This is a genomic window from Cupriavidus basilensis, assembly GCF_000832305.1.
GTDB classification, from domain to species: domain Bacteria; phylum Pseudomonadota; class Gammaproteobacteria; order Burkholderiales; family Burkholderiaceae; genus Cupriavidus; species Cupriavidus basilensis_F.
Window position 1 is genome coordinate 2788673 of sequence record NZ_CP010537.1, and the last position, 17472, is coordinate 2806144.

Annotated in this window: 13 protein-coding genes; 4 read left to right on the top strand and 9 right to left on the bottom strand. The window is 67.4% G+C overall.

The features are described from left to right. Window positions 1-43: 43 nt before the first annotated feature. Window positions 44-1774, top strand: coding sequence for a nitrite/sulfite reductase (locus RR42_RS32940; RefSeq protein ID WP_043356153.1), 1731 nt, complete (start codon window positions 44-46; stop codon window positions 1772-1774). After that, window positions 1767-2351, top strand: coding sequence for a DUF934 domain-containing protein (locus RR42_RS32945; RefSeq protein ID WP_043356154.1), 585 nt, complete (start codon window positions 1767-1769; stop codon window positions 2349-2351). The genes RR42_RS32940 and RR42_RS32945 overlap by 8 nt, the downstream gene beginning before the upstream one ends. On the opposite strand, the gene RR42_RS32950 is transcribed toward RR42_RS32945, so the two are convergent. From RR42_RS32950 to mdlC, 5 genes are all read right to left on the bottom strand, one after another. Next, window positions 2317-3177, bottom strand: a complete 861-nt coding sequence (locus tag RR42_RS32950; protein ID WP_236702101.1) for an alpha/beta fold hydrolase — start codon at window positions 3175-3177, stop codon at window positions 2317-2319. The two genes, RR42_RS32945 and RR42_RS32950, sit on opposite strands and share 35 nt — an antisense overlap. Before the next feature lie 122 nt (window positions 3178-3299). Then, window positions 3300-4682, bottom strand: a complete 1383-nt coding sequence (locus tag RR42_RS32955; RefSeq protein ID WP_043356158.1) for an MFS transporter — start codon at window positions 4680-4682, stop codon at window positions 3300-3302. Between the two features lie 167 nt (window positions 4683-4849). Next, window positions 4850-5806, bottom strand: a complete 957-nt coding sequence (locus tag RR42_RS32960) for a ketopantoate reductase family protein (RefSeq protein ID WP_052495305.1) — start codon at window positions 5804-5806, stop codon at window positions 4850-4852. A 74-nt stretch (window positions 5807-5880) separates the two neighbouring features. After that, window positions 5881-7332, bottom strand: coding sequence for an aldehyde dehydrogenase (locus RR42_RS32965; protein ID WP_043356160.1), 1452 nt, complete (start codon window positions 7330-7332; stop codon window positions 5881-5883). Window positions 7333-7391: 59 nt separating this feature from the next. After that, window positions 7392-9023 (bottom strand): benzoylformate decarboxylase, encoded by a 1632-nt coding sequence (gene mdlC, locus RR42_RS32970; RefSeq protein WP_052495132.1) that lies wholly within the window; start codon window positions 9021-9023, stop codon window positions 7392-7394. A gap of 131 nt (window positions 9024-9154) precedes the next feature. Between mdlC and RR42_RS32975 the strand changes: the two genes are divergently transcribed. Beyond that, window positions 9155-10057 carry a LysR family transcriptional regulator gene (locus RR42_RS32975; RefSeq protein ID WP_043356162.1) on the top strand — a complete coding sequence of 301 codons (903 nt, stop codon included), beginning with the start codon at window positions 9155-9157 and terminating at the stop codon, window positions 10055-10057. Window positions 10058-10095: 38 nt separating this feature from the next. On the opposite strand, the gene mdeB is transcribed toward RR42_RS32975, so the two are convergent. From mdeB to RR42_RS32990, 3 genes are all read right to left on the bottom strand, one after another. After that, window positions 10096-12798, bottom strand: a complete 2703-nt coding sequence (gene mdeB, locus RR42_RS32980; RefSeq protein ID WP_052495133.1) for an alpha-ketoglutarate dehydrogenase — start codon at window positions 12796-12798, stop codon at window positions 10096-10098. Between the two features lie 31 nt (window positions 12799-12829). Continuing rightward, complete coding sequence (locus RR42_RS32985) at window positions 12830-13819, bottom strand: Bug family tripartite tricarboxylate transporter substrate binding protein (protein WP_043356164.1); 990 nt, start codon at window positions 13817-13819, stop codon at window positions 12830-12832. A gap of 153 nt (window positions 13820-13972) precedes the next feature. Continuing rightward, window positions 13973-14989 carry a 1-aminocyclopropane-1-carboxylate deaminase gene (locus RR42_RS32990; protein WP_043356165.1) on the bottom strand — a complete coding sequence of 339 codons (1017 nt, stop codon included), beginning with the start codon at window positions 14987-14989 and terminating at the stop codon, window positions 13973-13975. Between the two features lie 223 nt (window positions 14990-15212). On the opposite strand from RR42_RS32990, the gene RR42_RS32995 reads away from it, so the two are divergent. Beyond that, window positions 15213-15722, top strand: coding sequence for an Lrp/AsnC family transcriptional regulator (locus tag RR42_RS32995; protein WP_043356167.1), 510 nt, complete (start codon window positions 15213-15215; stop codon window positions 15720-15722). 43 nt (window positions 15723-15765) lie between these two features. Here RR42_RS32995 and RR42_RS33000 read toward each other — a convergent pair whose 3' ends face one another. Then, the gene (locus RR42_RS33000) at window positions 15766-17376 is read right to left on the bottom strand and encodes an EAL domain-containing protein (protein ID WP_052495134.1); all 1611 of its coding nucleotides are present in this window, start codon (window positions 17374-17376) and stop codon (window positions 15766-15768) included. Between the last annotated feature and the right edge of the window lie 96 nt (window positions 17377-17472).

Genomic DNA, 17472 nt, shown 5'->3' on the forward strand with positions numbered 1-17472 from the left:
CGAACCCCCCCCCTTCCCCGCGCGGCACACCTGGAAGTGCTTCATGTATGTGTATGACACCGTCGACCAGCAACTGGTCGACCAGCGCGTTGCGCAGTTCAGCGGCCAGACCGAACGGTTTCTCACCGGCCAGCTCACCGAGGACGAGTTCCGCGTGCTGCGGCTGCAGAACGGCCTCTACATCCAGCGCCATGCGCCCATGCTGCGCGTGGCGATCCCCTACGGCATGCTGGTGTCGCGGCAACTGCGCAAGCTGGCCGAGATAGCGCGCCGCTTTGACCGCGGCTACGGGCACTTCAGCACGCGGCAGAACATGCAGTTCAACTGGCCGCGCCTGGAAGACGCGCCAGCCATCCTGGCGGAGCTGGCGACCGTGCAGATGCACGCCATCCAGACCAGCGGCAATTGCATCCGCAACACCACCACCGACCACTTCGCCGGGCTGGCGCCGGATGAGATCGTGAACCCCCTGGTGTGGTGCGAGATCATCCGCCAGTGGTCGATGCTGCATCCCGAGTTTGCCTTCCTGCCACGCAAGTTCAAGATCGCGGTGAGCGGCGCCACCACGGACCGCGCCGCGGTGGGCGTGCACGATATCGGCCTGCAGGCCGTGGAGCGCGATGGCGAGCTTGGCTTCCGGGTATGGGTGGGCGGCGGCATGGGCCGCACGCCCATGGTCGGCAAGCTGATCAATGCCTTCGTGCACTGGTCCGACCTGCTCACCTACCTGCAGGCCACGCTGCGCGTCTACAACCTGCACGGCCGGCGCGACAACAAGTACAAGGCGCGCATCAAGATCCTGGTCAAGGACCTGACGCCGGGCGTGTTCGCGCAACAGGTGGACGAGCAATGGCAGCGGATCCGCGGCGGGCCGGACACGGTCAGCGCGGACTTCGTGGCCGGCGTGGCGGGCCGCTTCACCACGCCGTACCATGATCCCGCGGCGGCGCACGAGGCCGGCCCGGATCCCGAACTGGCGGCAGCGCATCCGCGCTTTGCCCGCTGGCTCGTGCATGCGCATCGCGTGCCCGGCTACGCCGCCGTGACCGTCTCGCTGAAGGCCACCGGCATGCCGCCCGGCGACATCACCGCCGACCAGATGGATGCGGTGGCGGACCTGGCGGAGCGCTTTGGCTTTGGCGAGCTGCGGGTCTCGCACGAGCAGAACCTGATCCTGGCCGACGTGCGCCGCAGCGCGCTGTTTGCGCTCTGGCAGGCGCTGGACGCGCTCAACCTGGCCACCGCCAACATCGGCCTGCTCACCAATATCATTGCCTGCCCGGGCGGGGACTTCTGCGCACTGGCCAACGCGGTGTCGATTCCGCTGGCCGAGGCCATCCAGCGCCGCTTCGACGACCTGGACTACCTGTTCGAGATCGGCGAGCTGGACCTGAACATCTCCGGCTGCATCAACTCCTGCGGGCACCACCACGTGGGCCATATCGGCATCCTTGGCGTGGACAAGGCCGGCGAGGAGTGGTACCAGGTGACCATCGGCGGGCGCCAGAACGGCGCGGCCGGCCATGCGTTGCTGGATCAGCACAAGGGCGGCGGCGCGGCGATCGGCCGCATCATCGGCCCGTCGTTCGCGCGCGATGAAATCCCGGATGTGGTGGCGCTGCTGATCGATACCTACCTGTCCCTGCGCGACAGCGAGGCGGAGCGGTTTATCGACGTGGTGGAGCGGGTTGGCCCGGAACCCTTCAAGCAAGCGGTCTACCAGGACCCGAGGATCGTCGCGCGGCGGCAGCAAGCGGAGCAAGCCCGTGCCTGATCACCCATCATTGCCACCGCTGAACAATGTGATTCGCAACGGCCAGCTTGAAGCAGACATCTGGCGCGCCTTCGTGCCGGACAAGAACGCGCCGGCATCGGCATCGGCAACACACGCGCTGCCGCCCGACGAAAACGGCTGGCTGGTCACCCTTGCCACATGGCGGGCGGCACGCGATGCCCTGCGCCTGCGCCGCCACCCGGTAGCCGTGTACCTCGGCCCGGACGCGGATCCTGAAGACCTGCTTGAGGCGGGCGGAGCCACCATCGATGCCACCGGCATCGCGCACCTGGCGATCGACTTCCCGGTTTATACCGACGGGCGCGGCTATTCGCTGGCGCAACTGCTGCGCACGCAATATGGCTGGGGCGGCGAGCTGCGCGCGGTAGGCGACGTGATGATCGATACCGTGCACTACATGGCGCGCTGCGGCTTTGATGCCTTCGCCGTCAAGCCGAGCCACGACCCGCAGGCCGCGCTGGCGGCGCTAGGGACGTTCACGGTGCATTACCAGAAGACGTACCCGGCGGCGGCCGCGCCGGCTATGTCGGCAACCAGCCGTCCAGCAATGCGTTGACAGGCGCGTGGGCCTCGTACTGGACCCAGTGGCCCGCGTTGGCAATGACGCGGCCTTCGCGGCGCGGGCTGTCCTGGGTCATTGCCGCGATGGCCCGGACAGGATCCGCCGTGACGTCGTGCTCGCCCCAGGCCAGCAGCACCTCGCCGCCGAAGCGGTCCAGCGCGCAGCGCAGGTCGCCGGCGCGGGAAATGTTCTTGCTGCGAAAGCGCGTGAGGCGGCAGGACTCGGTGTGCGCATACATGGCCATGGCATCGATCCTGGCCGGGTCGGCCAGCATGAACGCTTCCAGGTTGTAGCGCATCGCCACCGCCAGGGCCTCGGCATCCCCGGCCTTGCGCCAGTCCACCAGCGCACGCTGCTGGCGGCGGATGCCGCCATGGCCGCCTGAGCCCATCAGCGCCAGCCGGCACACGGTGCCGAGCGATGCGGCCACGTTGGCCGCCACCAGCCCGCCGAAGGAGAAGCCGACCAGGCTGAGCGCCTTGTCGCAGCCGGGCAACTGCCTGATGCCCCTGACCAGCGTGCCGGTCATCACGGAAAGATCGCTGGCGATATCGTCCGACTCGCCAAACCCCGGCATGTCCGGCGCCCACACCGCGCGGTGCGCGGCCAGCGCCTCGATGTTGCGCACCCAGTGCAGCCAGCTGCCATGCCCGCCATGCAGCAGGACCACGGGGTGCCCCTCGCCAAAGCGGCGCCAGACCATGCGGCAGCCATCGGCATCGGTGACGATCCGCTCGGATTGTTGCAACAGGGCGGCCGCCTGCGCTTCGGGTTGGATTGAAGCGACAGGCGTTTTGCTGCTGATCTGGGTCATTGGCATGGGCGCGCGCCATCTGGCCTCCGGGCGCGGCGATCTGCCTCGGCGCACCTGGGGATGCCGGACGCGCGAAAGACGGTTCCGATTCCGGATCATAGCGAATTCCGGATGTACCGTCCCTGGCCTCAGGACCGCACGAGGACCGCGTCATCCCTGGCCGGCGCACGCGCCAGCTTCGGGATATGCCCCTTGACCGCAAGCAGCGCCACCAGCACGGCGGCCATCGCCGCGCCGAGCATGCTGAGGTAGGACGACGCGCCGCCCGCGGTGATCACCGCCGCGCCCGCGAAGGCGCTGAGGATGGCCCCGAGGCGGCCAAAGGCCAGCGCCGACGCCGTGCCGGTGGCCCGCACCGCCGTGGGGTACACAAAGGCGCACAGCGCGTACATGGTCGACTGCACCGCATTGACGAACATGCCGTGCACGCCCAGGCCGAAGATCAGCAACCCCGTACTGTGGCGAACATCCACGCCTTGCAGCAGCAGCGCGCTGGCCGCCCCGCCGGCGCAACAGATCGCCAGCGGCCAGCGCGAGCCGAAGCGCGCGATGGCTACCGCGCAGCACAGCGCGCCGACGACGCCGCCGAGGTTGTAGGCGGTCAGGCCGGAACCTGCGACCGCCACGTTCAGCCCCTCCGACGCCAGCATGGTCGGCAGCCAGCTAAAGGCGCTGTAGACGGCCAGCAGGCACATGAAGAATGCGCACCAGATCGCCAGCGTGTCGCGCGCCTGCCCGGGCGCGAACAGTGCGCCGAAGCCCTTGCGGCTTTCCGCGCCGCGCTCGGCCAGGTCGGTGAAGACGGCGTGCTCCGGCAGCGGCCTGGACATGCGGCCGAGCAGCCGGCGCAGTTCGTCCCACCGGTGCGCTCGGCGCACCAGGAAGCGCGGCGACTCGGGCAGCACCAGCATCAGCAGCACGCCCAGGCCCAGCGGCAGGGCGCCGCCGATAAAGAACAAGCCGCGCCAGCCATAGGCCGGCAGGACCACGCTGGCGAACAGGCCGGCCAGCATGCCGCCCAGCGGCACGCAGACGATGGTGGCCGTCACCGCCAGCGTGCGGCTGCGTGCCGGGGTGAACTCAGCCGTCATGGTGGTGGAGCTTGGCAAGGCGCCGCCGATGCCAAGCCCGGCGATCAGGCGCAGCACGGCGATCGTCGTGATGTCCGGGGCGAAGCCGATGGCGCAGGTGGCCGCGCCAAACAGGAAGACGCTGCCGATCACGGCCCACCTGCGGCCAAAGCGGTCCGCGAACAGGCCGGCGCACGCGCTGCCGATGCCCATGCCCACCAGCCCCGCGGCCACCGCGGGCGCGAAGGCGCTGCGGGTGATGCCCCACTCCTTGATCAGCACGGGAATCGCGAAGCCGATCAACTGGCCGTCGAAGCCGTCCATCACGATGGACAGCGCCGCCAGCATCACGACGAGCTTCTGCATGGTCGTGAAAGGGCCGTCGTCGAGCACACGGCCCACATCCACCGGCGTGCCGGTTTGCCGCAGGTTCGCGCTCATGCTGGCGCTCCATGGCGATGCGCGCCGGGCGCGATGGAAATGCAGCCCGCGGCAATGGCGCGGAACAGATGCGTATTCATGCGTGTCTCCTGTCGATGGGCGCTTTGGCCGGGGCCAGCGCTTTTTTGTCTTGCGTCTTGCGTCTTGATGCCACGGCGTGCCGTGGCTCAGTGCGCCTGGAGCGGACTGGCGCCCTGCCCGCCGTTGGCCGCCCGGGCTTCGATCAGCCGGACGAGTTGCAGCAGGCTCTCGGTGCACGGCACCGGCACCCCGCTGCGCCGCGCCGCGGCCACCACGGCGCCGTTGATCGCATCGATCTCGGTGCGCCGGGCGGCAAGGATGTCCTGCAGCATGGATGGCTTGTGGCCGATGTGATGGCCGATGGCGTGCAACACGTTGGCGCCGACCTTGCCCGCATCGACAGCCACGCCCTGGCTCCTGGCCACGGCCAGCACCTCGGCCACCACGGCCAAGGCCAGCGCGGTGCCATCCGGGATGTTGCCCAGCTGGTCCACGGTGCTGCCAGTGACCGCGCACAGGGGGTTCAGCGCGGCGTTGAAGGCCACCTTCTCCCAGATCGCGGCCCACACATCGGCATCGGCCGTGCAGTGCAGCCCGGCGCGCTCCAGCGCCGCCACCGTCCCCGCCACCGCGGGCCGGTCCACGCCATCGGCGCTCATCATCCGGATCCCGCCCTCGCCGTGCGAATGCACGTGCCCGGGGCCAACCAGGTCGGCCGGCCATGTGGTGACGCCGATCAGGAGCCGCTGCGCCGGCACGAACTCGCAAATCGCATCGACGCTGCCCAGGCCGTTCTGCAGCGACAGCACTGTCGTGTCCGGCCCCAGCAGGTGGCGCACGCCCGCCATCGCGGCGCGCGTGTGCATGGATTTAGTAAAGACGATCAGCAGTTCGGGGATGGCATCCGCCTGTTCCGGGCGCAACGCCCGCATGCCGTGGACCCGCCGGTCCGCCTCATCGGTCTGCAGGCGCAGGCCAAAGCGGCGGATCGCGTCGAGATGCGCGTCGTTGATATCGAGCAAGGTAACGGCATGGCCCGCTTCGGCAAGGCGTGCGCCGAACAGCGAGCCCATGGCCCCGGCCCCGAGAATTGCGATCTTGATCATAGGTCTCGCCGGATTCCGGCGCTCGTTGGGTGGCGAAGTTCCGGCGAGGCGGCAACCCGGCCGCCCGCGGCCTAGAACGGATAGTGGCGCGGCATCGTCTGCACGGTGACCCAGCGCAGGTCAGTGAACTCGGCAATGCCGGCCTGCCCGCCAAAGTGGCCAAAGCCGCTGCTTTTGACGCCGCCGAAGGGCATCTGCGCCTCGTCGTGCACCGTCGGGCCATTGATATGGCAGATGCCGGATTGAATGCGCCTGGCCACGTTCATGGCCCGCGCCACGTCGCGGCTGAATACCGCCGACGACAGCCCGTACTCGTTGTCGTTGGCGCAGGCGATGGCCTCGGCGTCGCCGCTGACGCGCACGATGGGCTTGACCGGGCCGAACGACTCTTGCGCGTAGATCCGCATCCGCGGCGTGACGTGATCGAGCAGCGTGGCGGGCATCAGGGTGCTGTCCGCCTTGCCGCCGCACAACAGCTTTGCGCCCTTGGCCAAGGCATCGTCGATCAGGGCGTTGCAGCGCGCAACGGTGCTCATGTCGACCACGGAGCCCAGCACCACCGGCCCCTTGCGCGGATCGCCCAGCGGCAGCGCGCTGGCCTTGGCCGCCAGTTGCGCGACAAAGGCGTCGGCGATCTTGTTGTCGACGATGATGCGCTCGGTCGACATGCAGATCTGGCCGGAATTGGCAAACGCGCCAAAGGCGGCGCCGGCGACGGCGGCATCGATATCGGCATCGTCCAGCACCAGCAACGGGGCCTTGCCGCCCAGCTCAAGCACCACCGGCTTCAAGTGCCTGGCACAGCTGGCGGCGATGAGCTTGCCCACGCGCGTGGAGCCGGTGAAGTTCACGCGCCGTACCGCCGGATGGGCGATCATGGCCTCCACCAGTTCGCCCGCATCGGCCGGCGCATTGGTGACGAAGTTCACCACGCCCCTGGGCAGGCCGGCCTCCTGCATGGCTTCGATGATCAACCCGTGCGTGGCCGGACAGATCTCCGAACCCTTCAGCACGACAGTATTGCCGCAGGCCAGCGGCAAGGCGATGGCGCGCACGGCCAGGATGACCGGGGCGTTCCAGGGCGCCATGCCAAGCACCACGCCGGCCGGCTGGCGCACGCCCATGGCCAGGCTGCCCGGCACGTCCGACGGAATGACCTCGCCATGGATCTGCGTGGTCAGGCTGGCCGCTTCAAGCAGGCCGGCCGCGGCCAGGTGCACGTTGAAGCCGGCCCACATGGCGGAGGCGCCGGTCTCGGCGGCCATCGCGGCGGCAAAGGCTTTGCTGCGGGCTTCCAGCGCATGCGCGGCCCTGGTCAGCAGCGCGCGGCGCTCGCTCGGGCCGATGGCGGCCCAGGCGTCGAAGGCCGCGGCGGCGGCGTCCACCGCCGACAGCGCATCGGCTACCGTAGCGGCCGGGGCAATCGTGGCTACCTCGCCGTCCAGGGGATTGCGGCGCTCGAAGGTGGCGCCATTGCCGGCCTGGCGTTGTTGGCCGTCGATCAGCAACGAAATCTTCTGCATGCTTGTCTCCTTTGTTTTGCTTGCCCGCGGTTTGCTTGCCTGCGGCCCAGGGTTGCGACTCAGGCAACCTCGACTTCGACCAGCGTCGGCACCTGCGAGCGCAACCCATCGGCTAGCGCATCGCGCAGCCGCGCAGCGTCCCGCACGCGCGTGCCTTCACAGCCCATGCCTTGCGCCAGCGCCACGAAATCGATCCCCGGCAGGTCCGTGCCCTGCACCGGATCGGACGGGGCAAAGCCAAATTCCGGCGCGAAGTCCTGCAGCGCGGCGTAGCGTGCGTTGTTGAGAATCACGAAGGTAATCGGCAGCTTGAGCTGGACCGCGCTCCAGATGGCCTGGATCGAGTACATGCTGGAACCATCTCCGATCAGCGCGATGACGCGTGACCCCGGCCGCGCCAGCGCCACGCCAACGGCGGCGGGCATGCCGTAGCCCAGCCCGCCGCTGTCCATGGTGTAGAAGGTGCCGCTTTGCGTGAACGGCAGGTAGCCCTGCATGACGGGACGCGCGCTGGGCGCTTCTTCGACCACGATGTCGGCGGCGTCGCGCACCTCGGCCAGGGTCTGGAGCACATAGGCGGTGGACATCAGCCGCGTCGGTTCGGCATGCGAGCGTGGCTGGCGCGGGGCAGGCAACGGGCGTGCCCTGGGCGCGGGCCGCGCCAGCAGGTCAAGCACGCCGAGCCGGATATTGCCCACCACCGATGCGCCCACCGGCGTCCAGGCCGCGATGGCGGGATCGTCGATCAGCTGATACAGCGTGGCGCCCTCCGGCACGTGGGGGCCCGCGCCTTCCACATGGTACGTAAAGGCCGGCGCACCCAGCACCAGGATCAGGTCGTGCCCGCCCAGCAGGCCGACGATCTTCTCACGCATGGCGGGCAGGAAACCGGCGAACAGGCGATGGTCTTCCGGGAAGCCGCAGCGACCGGACATGGGTGCCACATAGACGCGCGCATTGTGCGTCTCGGCCAGGCGCACCACATCGTCCCACGCACCGGCGCGATCGACCGCGCCGCCGATGACAAAGGCAGGCCGCTCGCAGGCATCCAGCGCGGCGCCAACGCGCCCGATCGCCACCGGATCGGGCCGCACCTCGGTGCTGACGGCGCGCGCGGCCACCCGTTCGGCCGGCTGGTCCCAGTCGTCCACCGGGATCGAGACCAGCACCGGGCCGCGCGGCTCCTGCATCGCCACGTAATAGGCGCGTGCGATGGCCAGCGGCACATCCGCGGCGCGCGCCGGCTCGATGCTCCACTTGACGTAGGGCTTGGCCAGCTCGGTGGCCTGGGTAGAAGACAGGAAGGGATCGAACGGCAGGATCGAGCGCGCTTGCTGGCCCGCCGTGACGATCATCGGCGTGCGGTTCTTGAACGCGGTGAAGATATTGCCCATGGCGTTGCCCACGCCAGCCGCCGAATGCAGGTTGACCAGCGATGCATTGCGGCTGGCCTGCGCAAAACCATCGGCCATGCCCACCACCACCGCCTCCTGCAGCCCGAGCACGTAGCGGAAGTCGGCGGGAAAATCCCGGAACATCGGCAACTCGGTCGAGCCGGGATTGGCAAACACCGAAGTGATGCCAAGCTGGCGCAGCAGGTCGATCACGGCGTCGCGCACGGTGCTGGTTGCGCTGGTTACGCTGGTTACGTTACGCGCGGCGCCCGCCACGGTTGTCGTGCTACCGGTCATGCAAATCTCTCTCGTCGATGCATTCGTTTGAACGCCTGGCCCAAGGCCAGTGCGTGCCTGGTGTGCAGAGTATGCGAGCCCGACCCTTAATTGAATATTGCCTTCTTGGCCAAAAGGCATTACTTTTGCGCATGACTTTCGATCTGCGCCAGCTCAAGGCCTTCACCACCATCGTCGCCAGCGGCAGCCTGGGCCGGGCCGCCGACGCGCTGCACGTGACCCAGCCTGCCCTGAGCCGCACCATCAAGCGGCTGGAGGACGAGCTTGGCGCACCGCTGTTCGAGCGGCACGCCAAGGGCATGCTGCTCACCGCGGTGGGCAGCGCCCTGCTCCCCCATGCCACGCTGCTGCAGCGCGAGGCCGAGCACGCGCGCGAGGAGATCGATGCCATGCGCGGCCTGGCCAAGGGCACCATCAAGGTGGGCGCGGTGGGCAGCATCGCCAGCCTGGTGCTGCCGCTGGCTGTTGGCCGCGTCACCAAGGCGTGGCCGAACCTGCGCGTGGAGATTACCGAGGGCGTGTGGGACCGGCTGGCGCAAAGCCTGATCCGGCATGAGATCGACCTGGCGCTCAGCATCTGCGCGCCGGACACCGACGAGATCGAGGCCATTGCCGACTGCCGGTGGGAGGACCGCAGCTACGTGGTGGCAGCGCCGGGCCACCCGCTGCGGCGCAAGCCGGCACTGACCCTGGCCGATACCCTTGACCAGCAATGGGCCATCCCGCCCCGGGGCACCGGGCCGTTCGAGCACATGCGGCAGGTGTTTGCGGCGCAGGGCCTGGGCCTGCCGAACATCGTCGTGGAGACGCGTTCGGTGACCGCGCTCAAGAGCCTGGTCGCGCAATCCGGCTTCCTGAGCTGGATGGCCGAGCCGATGGTCGAGGCCGAGCGCAAGGCCGGCGTGATCGACATTCTGCACATTCCCGGCGGGGTCGGCACGCGTACGCTGACGGCCTTCCGGCGGCGCCAAGGCATCCTGCCCGGCCCCGCGGTCAAGCTGCTGGAAGCACTGCGCCAGCTGACCGCGGCTTGATGGGAGCCTGATGGGGCTTGATGAGGGTCGCCAGCTGACTATATCGACGCCAGGGAAATCACCTCGGCAAGGTGCCTTCTTTCGCAAGCCATCTCATCGGCCACGATCTCCGCCATCGCCGCCAGGCTGGCCTGGACGATGGCCGCGGCATCGACCTCGAAATAGCGCCGCAGTGCGGCCCGCGAATCGCTGCGTCCGAAGCCATCGGTGCCCAGCGTCACATAGCGCCGCCCCGGCGGGACAAAAGCACGCACCAGCTCCGGCAGCGCGCGCACATAGTCGGTGGCCGCGACAATCGGGCCGCTGCCCGCCCCGAGCTGCCGCCCGAACCAGCTATCGATGGCCGGAACCTCGCCATGGCGCCACAGGCGTTCGCGCTCCACCCCTTCACGCGCCAGCTCGATGTAGCTGGTCACGCTCCAGACATCGGCGGCAATGCCATGCGCCTGCTCGAGCTGGCGCGCTGCCTTCAGGACTTCCCCCATGATGGCGCCGCTGCCGAACAACTGCACGCGGTGCTCGCACGCCGCGCCGCGCCGTAGCAGGTACATGCCCCGCACCACGCCTTCGTGCGCTTGGGCCGGCAGGCTCGGATTCTCGACGCTTTCATTGGTGACGGTAACGTAATAGAACTCGTCGGCCTGTTCGCTGACCATGCGCCGCATGCCGTGGTCGACGATGACCGCCAGCTCCCCGGCAAAGGCCGGATCGTAGGCGCGGCAGTTGGGAATGGTCGACGCCGCCAGGTGGCTCGTGCCGTCCTGGTGCTGCAGGCCCTCGCCCCCCAGGGTGGTACGCCCCGAGGTCGCGCCGATCAGGAACCCGCGTGCGCGCTGGTCGGCCGCGGCCCAGATCAGGTCGCCCACGCGTTGGAAGCCGAACATGCTGTAGTAGATATAGAACGGCAGCATGGTAGTGCCGTGCGTGGCGTAACTGGTGGCCGCCGCGGTCCATGAGGACAGCGCGCCGGCTTCCGTGATGCCCTCCTCCAGGATCTGGCCATCCTTGACTTCCCGGTACGACAGCATCGAAGCCGAATCCTCCGGCTGGTACAGCTGGCCGAAGGGCGCGTAGATGCCGACCTGGCGAAACAGGTTCGCCATGCCGAACGTCCGCGCTTCGTCGGCGACGATCGGGACGATCCGCGGGCCCAGCACGGGATCCTTGAGCAAGGCGCCCAGGTACCGCACCAGGGCCATGGTGGAGCTCATGGCCTTGCCGTCGGCGTGCAGGGCGAACGCGGCGGTCTTGTCCAGCCCGGGCACCGGCAACGATTCGGCGCCAGGATGGCGCGCGGGCAGATAGCCGCCGAGGGCGGCGCGCCTGGCTTGCAGGTAGCGAATCTCGGGGCTGTCCTGCGCCGGGCGGTAGAACGCGGCCTGGGCCACCTGTTCGTCGGTCAGCGGCAGCTGGAAGCGGTCCCTGAACGCGAGCAGATCAACCGGGCCCAGCTTCTTTTGCTGGTGCGTGGTCATCCGGCCTTGCGCGATGGCGCCCATGCCGTAGCCTTTCATGGTCTTGGCCAGCACCACGCAGGGACGCCCATTGCGCCTGGCGGCTTCGGCAAAGGCCGCGTAGATCTTCGCCGGATCGTGCCCGCCCCGGCGCAGGTGGTCGATCTCGTCGTTGGAGAGATGCGCCACCAGCGAGCGCAGCGCCGGCGTCTTGCTGAAGAAGTTCTCGCGGTTGAACGCGCCATCGTTGGCCGAGAGCGTCTGGAACTCGCCATCCACGGTCTGCGCGAACGCGCGGCTGATGGCGTGATCGTGGTCACGCGCCAGCAGCGCGTCCCACTCCGACCCCCACAAGCACTTGACGACATGCCATCCCGCCCCCGCGAACAAGGCCTCGAGCTCATCGACAATGCGCCCGTTGCCGCGCACCGGCCCGTCCAGGCGCTGGAGATTGCAGTTGATGACGAACGTGCAGTTATCCAGCTTTTCCCGGGCGGCCAGCGTCAGCGCGGCGATCGACTCCGGCTCGTCCATCTCGCCATCGCCGAAGAAGCCCCAGACCCGGCGCTCGCTGGTCGCTTTCAAGCCCCGGTTTTCCAGATAGCGCATGAAACGCGCCTGATAGATGGCGTTGAGCGGGCCGATGCCCATCGAGCCGGTGGGGAACTGCCAGAAGTCCGGCATCAGGTAAGGATGCGGGTAAGAACTCAGGCCGCGAATCCCCTTGCCTTCGGCAACGATCTCTTGCCGGTAGTGGCAAAGCGATGCTTCGTCCAGCCGGCCTTCCAGGAAGGCACGCGCATAGACGCCAGGCGCCGAATGCGGCTGAAAAAAAACGAGGTCCCCGCCTTGCGCGGCATCCGGGCCGCGAAAGAAATGCTGGTAGCCGACCTCGAACAGATCCGCCGCCGAGGCATAGCTCGCGATGTGGCCGCCAAGCTCGCCATGCGCCTGGTTGGCGCGCACCACCATGGCGAGCGCGTTCCAGCGCAGGATTGCCGACAGGCGCTGCTCCATCGCCAGGTCGCCGGGATAGGCTGGTTGCGCTTCGACCGGGATCGTGTTCAGGTAAGGCGTTACCTGTGCCGGCCGCCACCGCAACCGATGCTTGCCGGCATGCGCCAGCAACGCATCCAGGATGGCGCAGGCGCGCTCCCTGCCCTGCTCCGGGCCCCAGGACGACAACACGCCGTCGAGCGCGTCGCACCACTCCTGCAATTCCTGCGGATCCGCCTGTACAACCGGATCGCTCGCCAGGATGGAACCGAATCGGTCACGAGATGCCATCTTGATACGCTCCCGCCGGCAACTGCCCGGCTCAATTTGCCTGGATACCGGCCTTCTGGGCAATGGCCCGCATGCGCGGCAGGTCCTTGTCGATCATGGCGCTGACCTGTTCCGGCGTCGCATAGGACGGCTCCAGGCCATTGGCCACCAGTTTTTCCTGGATCTCATGGTCGTTCATGGTCTGCGCCAGGGTCTTCTCCAGCCGTGACTTGACATCGGGCGGCAAGCCACGCGGCGCCGCGATCGCCACCCAAGAATCCGCATCGAAACCCGGGAAGCCGGATTCCGCGACGGTGGGCACCTCCGGCAGCAGCGTCGCGCGCCTGGCGCCTGCCACCGCGATCACCTTGATCTTGCCGCTCTTGATATGCGCAAGGGATGCCGCGATGGTGTCGACCGAGAACGGAATCTGCCCGCCGATCAGGTCGGCAATGGCTGGAGCGCTGCCTTTGTAGGGAATATGCTGGAGCTGCATGCCGGTAGCGGCCAGGATCATCTCGCCCGCGAAGTGGCCGGTGGTGCCATTGCCGAACGAGCCGTAGGCGTACTTGCCCGGCGCGGCCTTCACCGCCGCCATCATCTGCCTGAGGTTGTCCACCGGGACATCGCGATTCGCCAGCAGGATCAGGGGCACGCGCGCGACCAGGCCGACGGGCTCGAAGCTCTTCACGGGATCGTAGGGCAGGTTGGCGTTGATGGCGGGGTTGACCGTGAAGGTCGAGCCGGAACTGATGAACAGCGTATAGCCGTCAGGCGCGGCCTTTGCCACATAGCCGGCGCCAACGATGGTGCCGGCGCCCGCGCGGTTCTCGATGACCACGGGCTGGCCCAGACGCTCGCCCAGCTTCTTGCCAACCAATCGTCCCATGATGTCTACCGCCCCGCCGGGCGGAAACGGCACAACCAGCACGACCGGCCTGGCGGGATATCCCTGGGGCTGCGCATGCGCGGCGCACATGGCGATGCCCAACAGCGACAGCGCCTTCACCGCCATCGAAACGCTTCGTGAAACGACGTTCATGCGCTACTCCTGTGATTGAGCGACGGGGGGCAAACTGGGAGCAAACGGGGAGCAAACAACGGGGAGCAAAACAAGGGCGCGGGCTTTGCCGGACCAGCGAGCCCTGGTGCCGGCATTGCGCCGCCGGCATCAGGGGGCAGCCATCGCGCGGGATCAGCCGTTGCGGAACAGGAAGCTATAAGCGCTCAGCGCCGGGGCGCCGCCCAGATGGGCGTAGAGCACCTTGGAGCCTTCCGGGAATTCGCCGCGGCGGACCAGGTCGATCATGCCCTGCATCGATTTCCCTTCGTAGACCGGGTCGGTCATCATGCCTTCGAGCTTGGCACTCATCCGGATGGCTTCGAGCGTCTCCTCGGAAGGCAAGCCATACTCCGGCCCGCCGTAGCGCGTGTCGAGCACCACGTCTTCGTCAGTGATATCGCGGCCGAGGTCGACCAGATGCGCGGTGTTGCGGGCAATGCGCAGGATCTGCGCCCGGGTCTGCGCCGGCTTGGCCGATGCGTCGATGCCGATCACGCGGTTGGCCCGGCCATCGGCGGCGAAGCCGACCACCATGCCAGCCTGCGTGCTGCCGGTCACCGAGCAGACCACGACATAGTCGAACTTGAAGCCGAGCTCGGCTTCCTGTGCGCGCACTTCTTCCGCAAAGCCGACAAAGCCCAGGCCGCCCAGCGGATGCTCGGAACACCCTGCCGGGATCGGGTAGGGCTTGCCGCCCGCCTGACGCACGCTCTCCATGGCCTCTTCCCAGCTCTTGCGGATCCCGATATCGAAGCCATCGCTGACCAGGCGCACGTCGGCGCCCATGATGCGAGACATCTGGATATTGCCAACGCGGTCATAGACGGCGTCGGAGTAGTTCACCCAGTCCTCCTGCACCAGCACGCACTTCAGGCCGAGATGCGCCGCCACGGCAGCCACCTGGCGCGTCTGGTTGGACTGGATGCCGCCGATGGACACGAGCGTGTCGCACCCCTGGGCGAGCGCGTCCGGAATGATGTACTCGAGCTTGCGCGTCTTGTTGCCGCCGAACGCCAGGCCGCTGTTGCAGTCCTCACGCTTGGCATAGAGGTCGACCTTGCCGCCGAGATGCGCGCTCAGGCGCTTGAGCGGCTGGATGGGCGTGGGGCCGAACGTCAGCTGGTGGCGGGGAAAGCGTTTGAGATTCATGCTGGCAACTCCTGGGTTTCTTGGATGACTCGGGTGAAGAGCGGGGATCCAGGCATCAAGGCTGGCGAAGAACACTGGCATGTGGAGCCACCTTTCGTTGATGCTGCGATGGACTCAATCCTAGAAAAAAACGCACGAAACATGGTTGCAAATATCTGTCAATTTATGCACTATAAAAAATTCACGGCACTCGTTTTCACTTTTTTGTTTTTTATAAAGCATCATGGACGAAACAAAATTGCGCACCAAAACAGAGCACCCCGTGCCACATTCCGAGGCATTGGATCGCACCGATAAAGCCATCCTGCGCGCACTCCAGCGCGACGCGTCCATCTCGAACGTGGCGCTGGCCGCCAAAGTCAGCCTGAGCCCGCCCGCCTGCCTGCGGCGCGTGGAGCGGCTCAAGGAACTCGGGCTGATTCGCGGGATCGTGGCGCTGCTGAACCCGGCCGCGCTGGACGCGGGGATGCTGGTGATGATCGGCGTGGTGCTGGACCGGTCCACGCCGGAATCCTTCTCCGAGTTCGAGAAGGCCGCCCAGCAGGTCTCCGGTTGCATGGAGTGCCACGTGGTGACGGGCGAGTTCGACTACTTCATGATGCTGCGCACCAAGGACAGCGAGAGCTTCAATCGCCTCCATGCGGAGCAATTGCTGTATCTGCCGGGGGTCCGCCAGATACGCTCGTTCATGGTGCTCAAGCAGGTGCTGTCGACGACGCAGTTTCCGATCTGAAGCTGCGTGTGCGGCGCGGCAAATGCGTCCGGTCCGAGGATCGCTATGCCACGGGCGCCGTCAGGGCACGAACCTGGTCCTCCAGGTCTGCGATCCGCTGCTTCATGCTGGCTTGCGCGCTGATATCGCTGATGACGCCATACCAGCGATCGATCGCGCCATTCGCGCCGAGATGCGGCTGGGCACGGCTCAGCATGTGGCGCCAGCTGCCGTCCGGCCACTGGATGCGGAACCGGGTCGCGAACGGCTGGCCACTCGGGATCCAGGCAAGCCACTCCGCCCGGATGCGCAACTGGTCGTCAGGATGGACCGCGGCGCGCCAGGCGTCGATGCGGTCCTGCATGGCGTACCCTGCGCTGTCGCGGAAGTTCGGGCTGATATAGCACAGCGTGCCATCAGGGTCCGCCGCCCAGGCAATATGCGGGCTCAGCTCGACCGAGCAGCGGAAATGCTCCTCGCTTTCCCGCAAGGCCAGCTCGGCCCGTTTGCGCGCCGAAATGCCGATGGCAACGAGGGAGACGCCGATCACGTCCCCGATGTCGTCGTTGACGCACTGGGCGACCACCAGGTAGACCTCGCCGTTGGCGGTAATCTCGCGCTCCACCGGGGAGCACGCCTGCGCGGCAAGCACGGCATGCGCCAGCGAGCAGATCGATCCGGCGGCTTCTGGCATGCTGTCCGCGCCAAGTTGAGCGCCAAGTTGCGCGCCAACAAGGGCGTCCGCCTGGGCGCCGAACATTTCCGCATAGCGCCCATTGACATGCACGTGCCGCAAGCGCGTGTCCAGGAAGCACAGGCCGACTGGCGCGCCGACATAGAGCGCCTCCATCTGATGCAGGCGCTGATACGGCGAACGATCCAGTGGACGCGGATCCGGCGCGCGCAAGCCAAGCCGCTGGATCAGCGCGGGAATCCGCTCCGGTTGCAGCGCCTGTGCCCACAGCCATCCCTGGCCGATGTCGCATCCCAGCTTGCGCAGTATGGTGGCATGCTCTTCGCGCTCCACGCCTTCCGCGACAACACGCGTGCCGATGCTATGGCCCAGCCCCACGATAGCCGTCACGATCCGGCGGCACTCCTGGTCATCGAGCATGCCGCGCACAAAGCTGGCGTCGATCTTGATCTCGTCGAATGGCAGGGCGTGCAGGCGTGTCAGGCTGGCATAGCCGGTACCAAAGTCGTCCAGCGCGATACCGATGCCGAGTGCCTTCAGATCGTCGATGATGGCCCGCGCGAGCTCGATATCGGTCTGCATGGCGCCCTCGGTGATTTCGACCTGAATGCGCTCCAGCGGGAATCCCGTCTGCGTAACGGCGTCCGAGATCAGCGCGACGACCGCCTTGTCGCGCAATTGCACCGGCGACACGTTGAACGCCAGCACAAAGCCCTGGCCCCAGCCCACGGCCTGCGCGCACGCCGTGCGCACGATATGGGAAGTCAGGCGATCGATAAGCCCGCACGACTCCGCGATCGCTATAAAAGTAACGGGAGAAACCGGGCCCGTTGCAGGGTCCGTCCAGCGGGCGAGCACCTCGAAGCCGACGATGGCGCCGGTTTCGAAGCAGATCAATGGCTGGAATGCCGGCTGGAGCAGGCCGCCATCGAGCGCGGCCGCCAGTCTTGCGCAGGTATCGTCCGTGTCTCCCACTTTCATCCTCTCAGATACCGCCAGAAATCCGGATCTCGTCCTGTCGAACGGCGCGCCATGGATCGAGCCTGGCCAACACCTGTGCCAGGCAGTGTTCCGTCA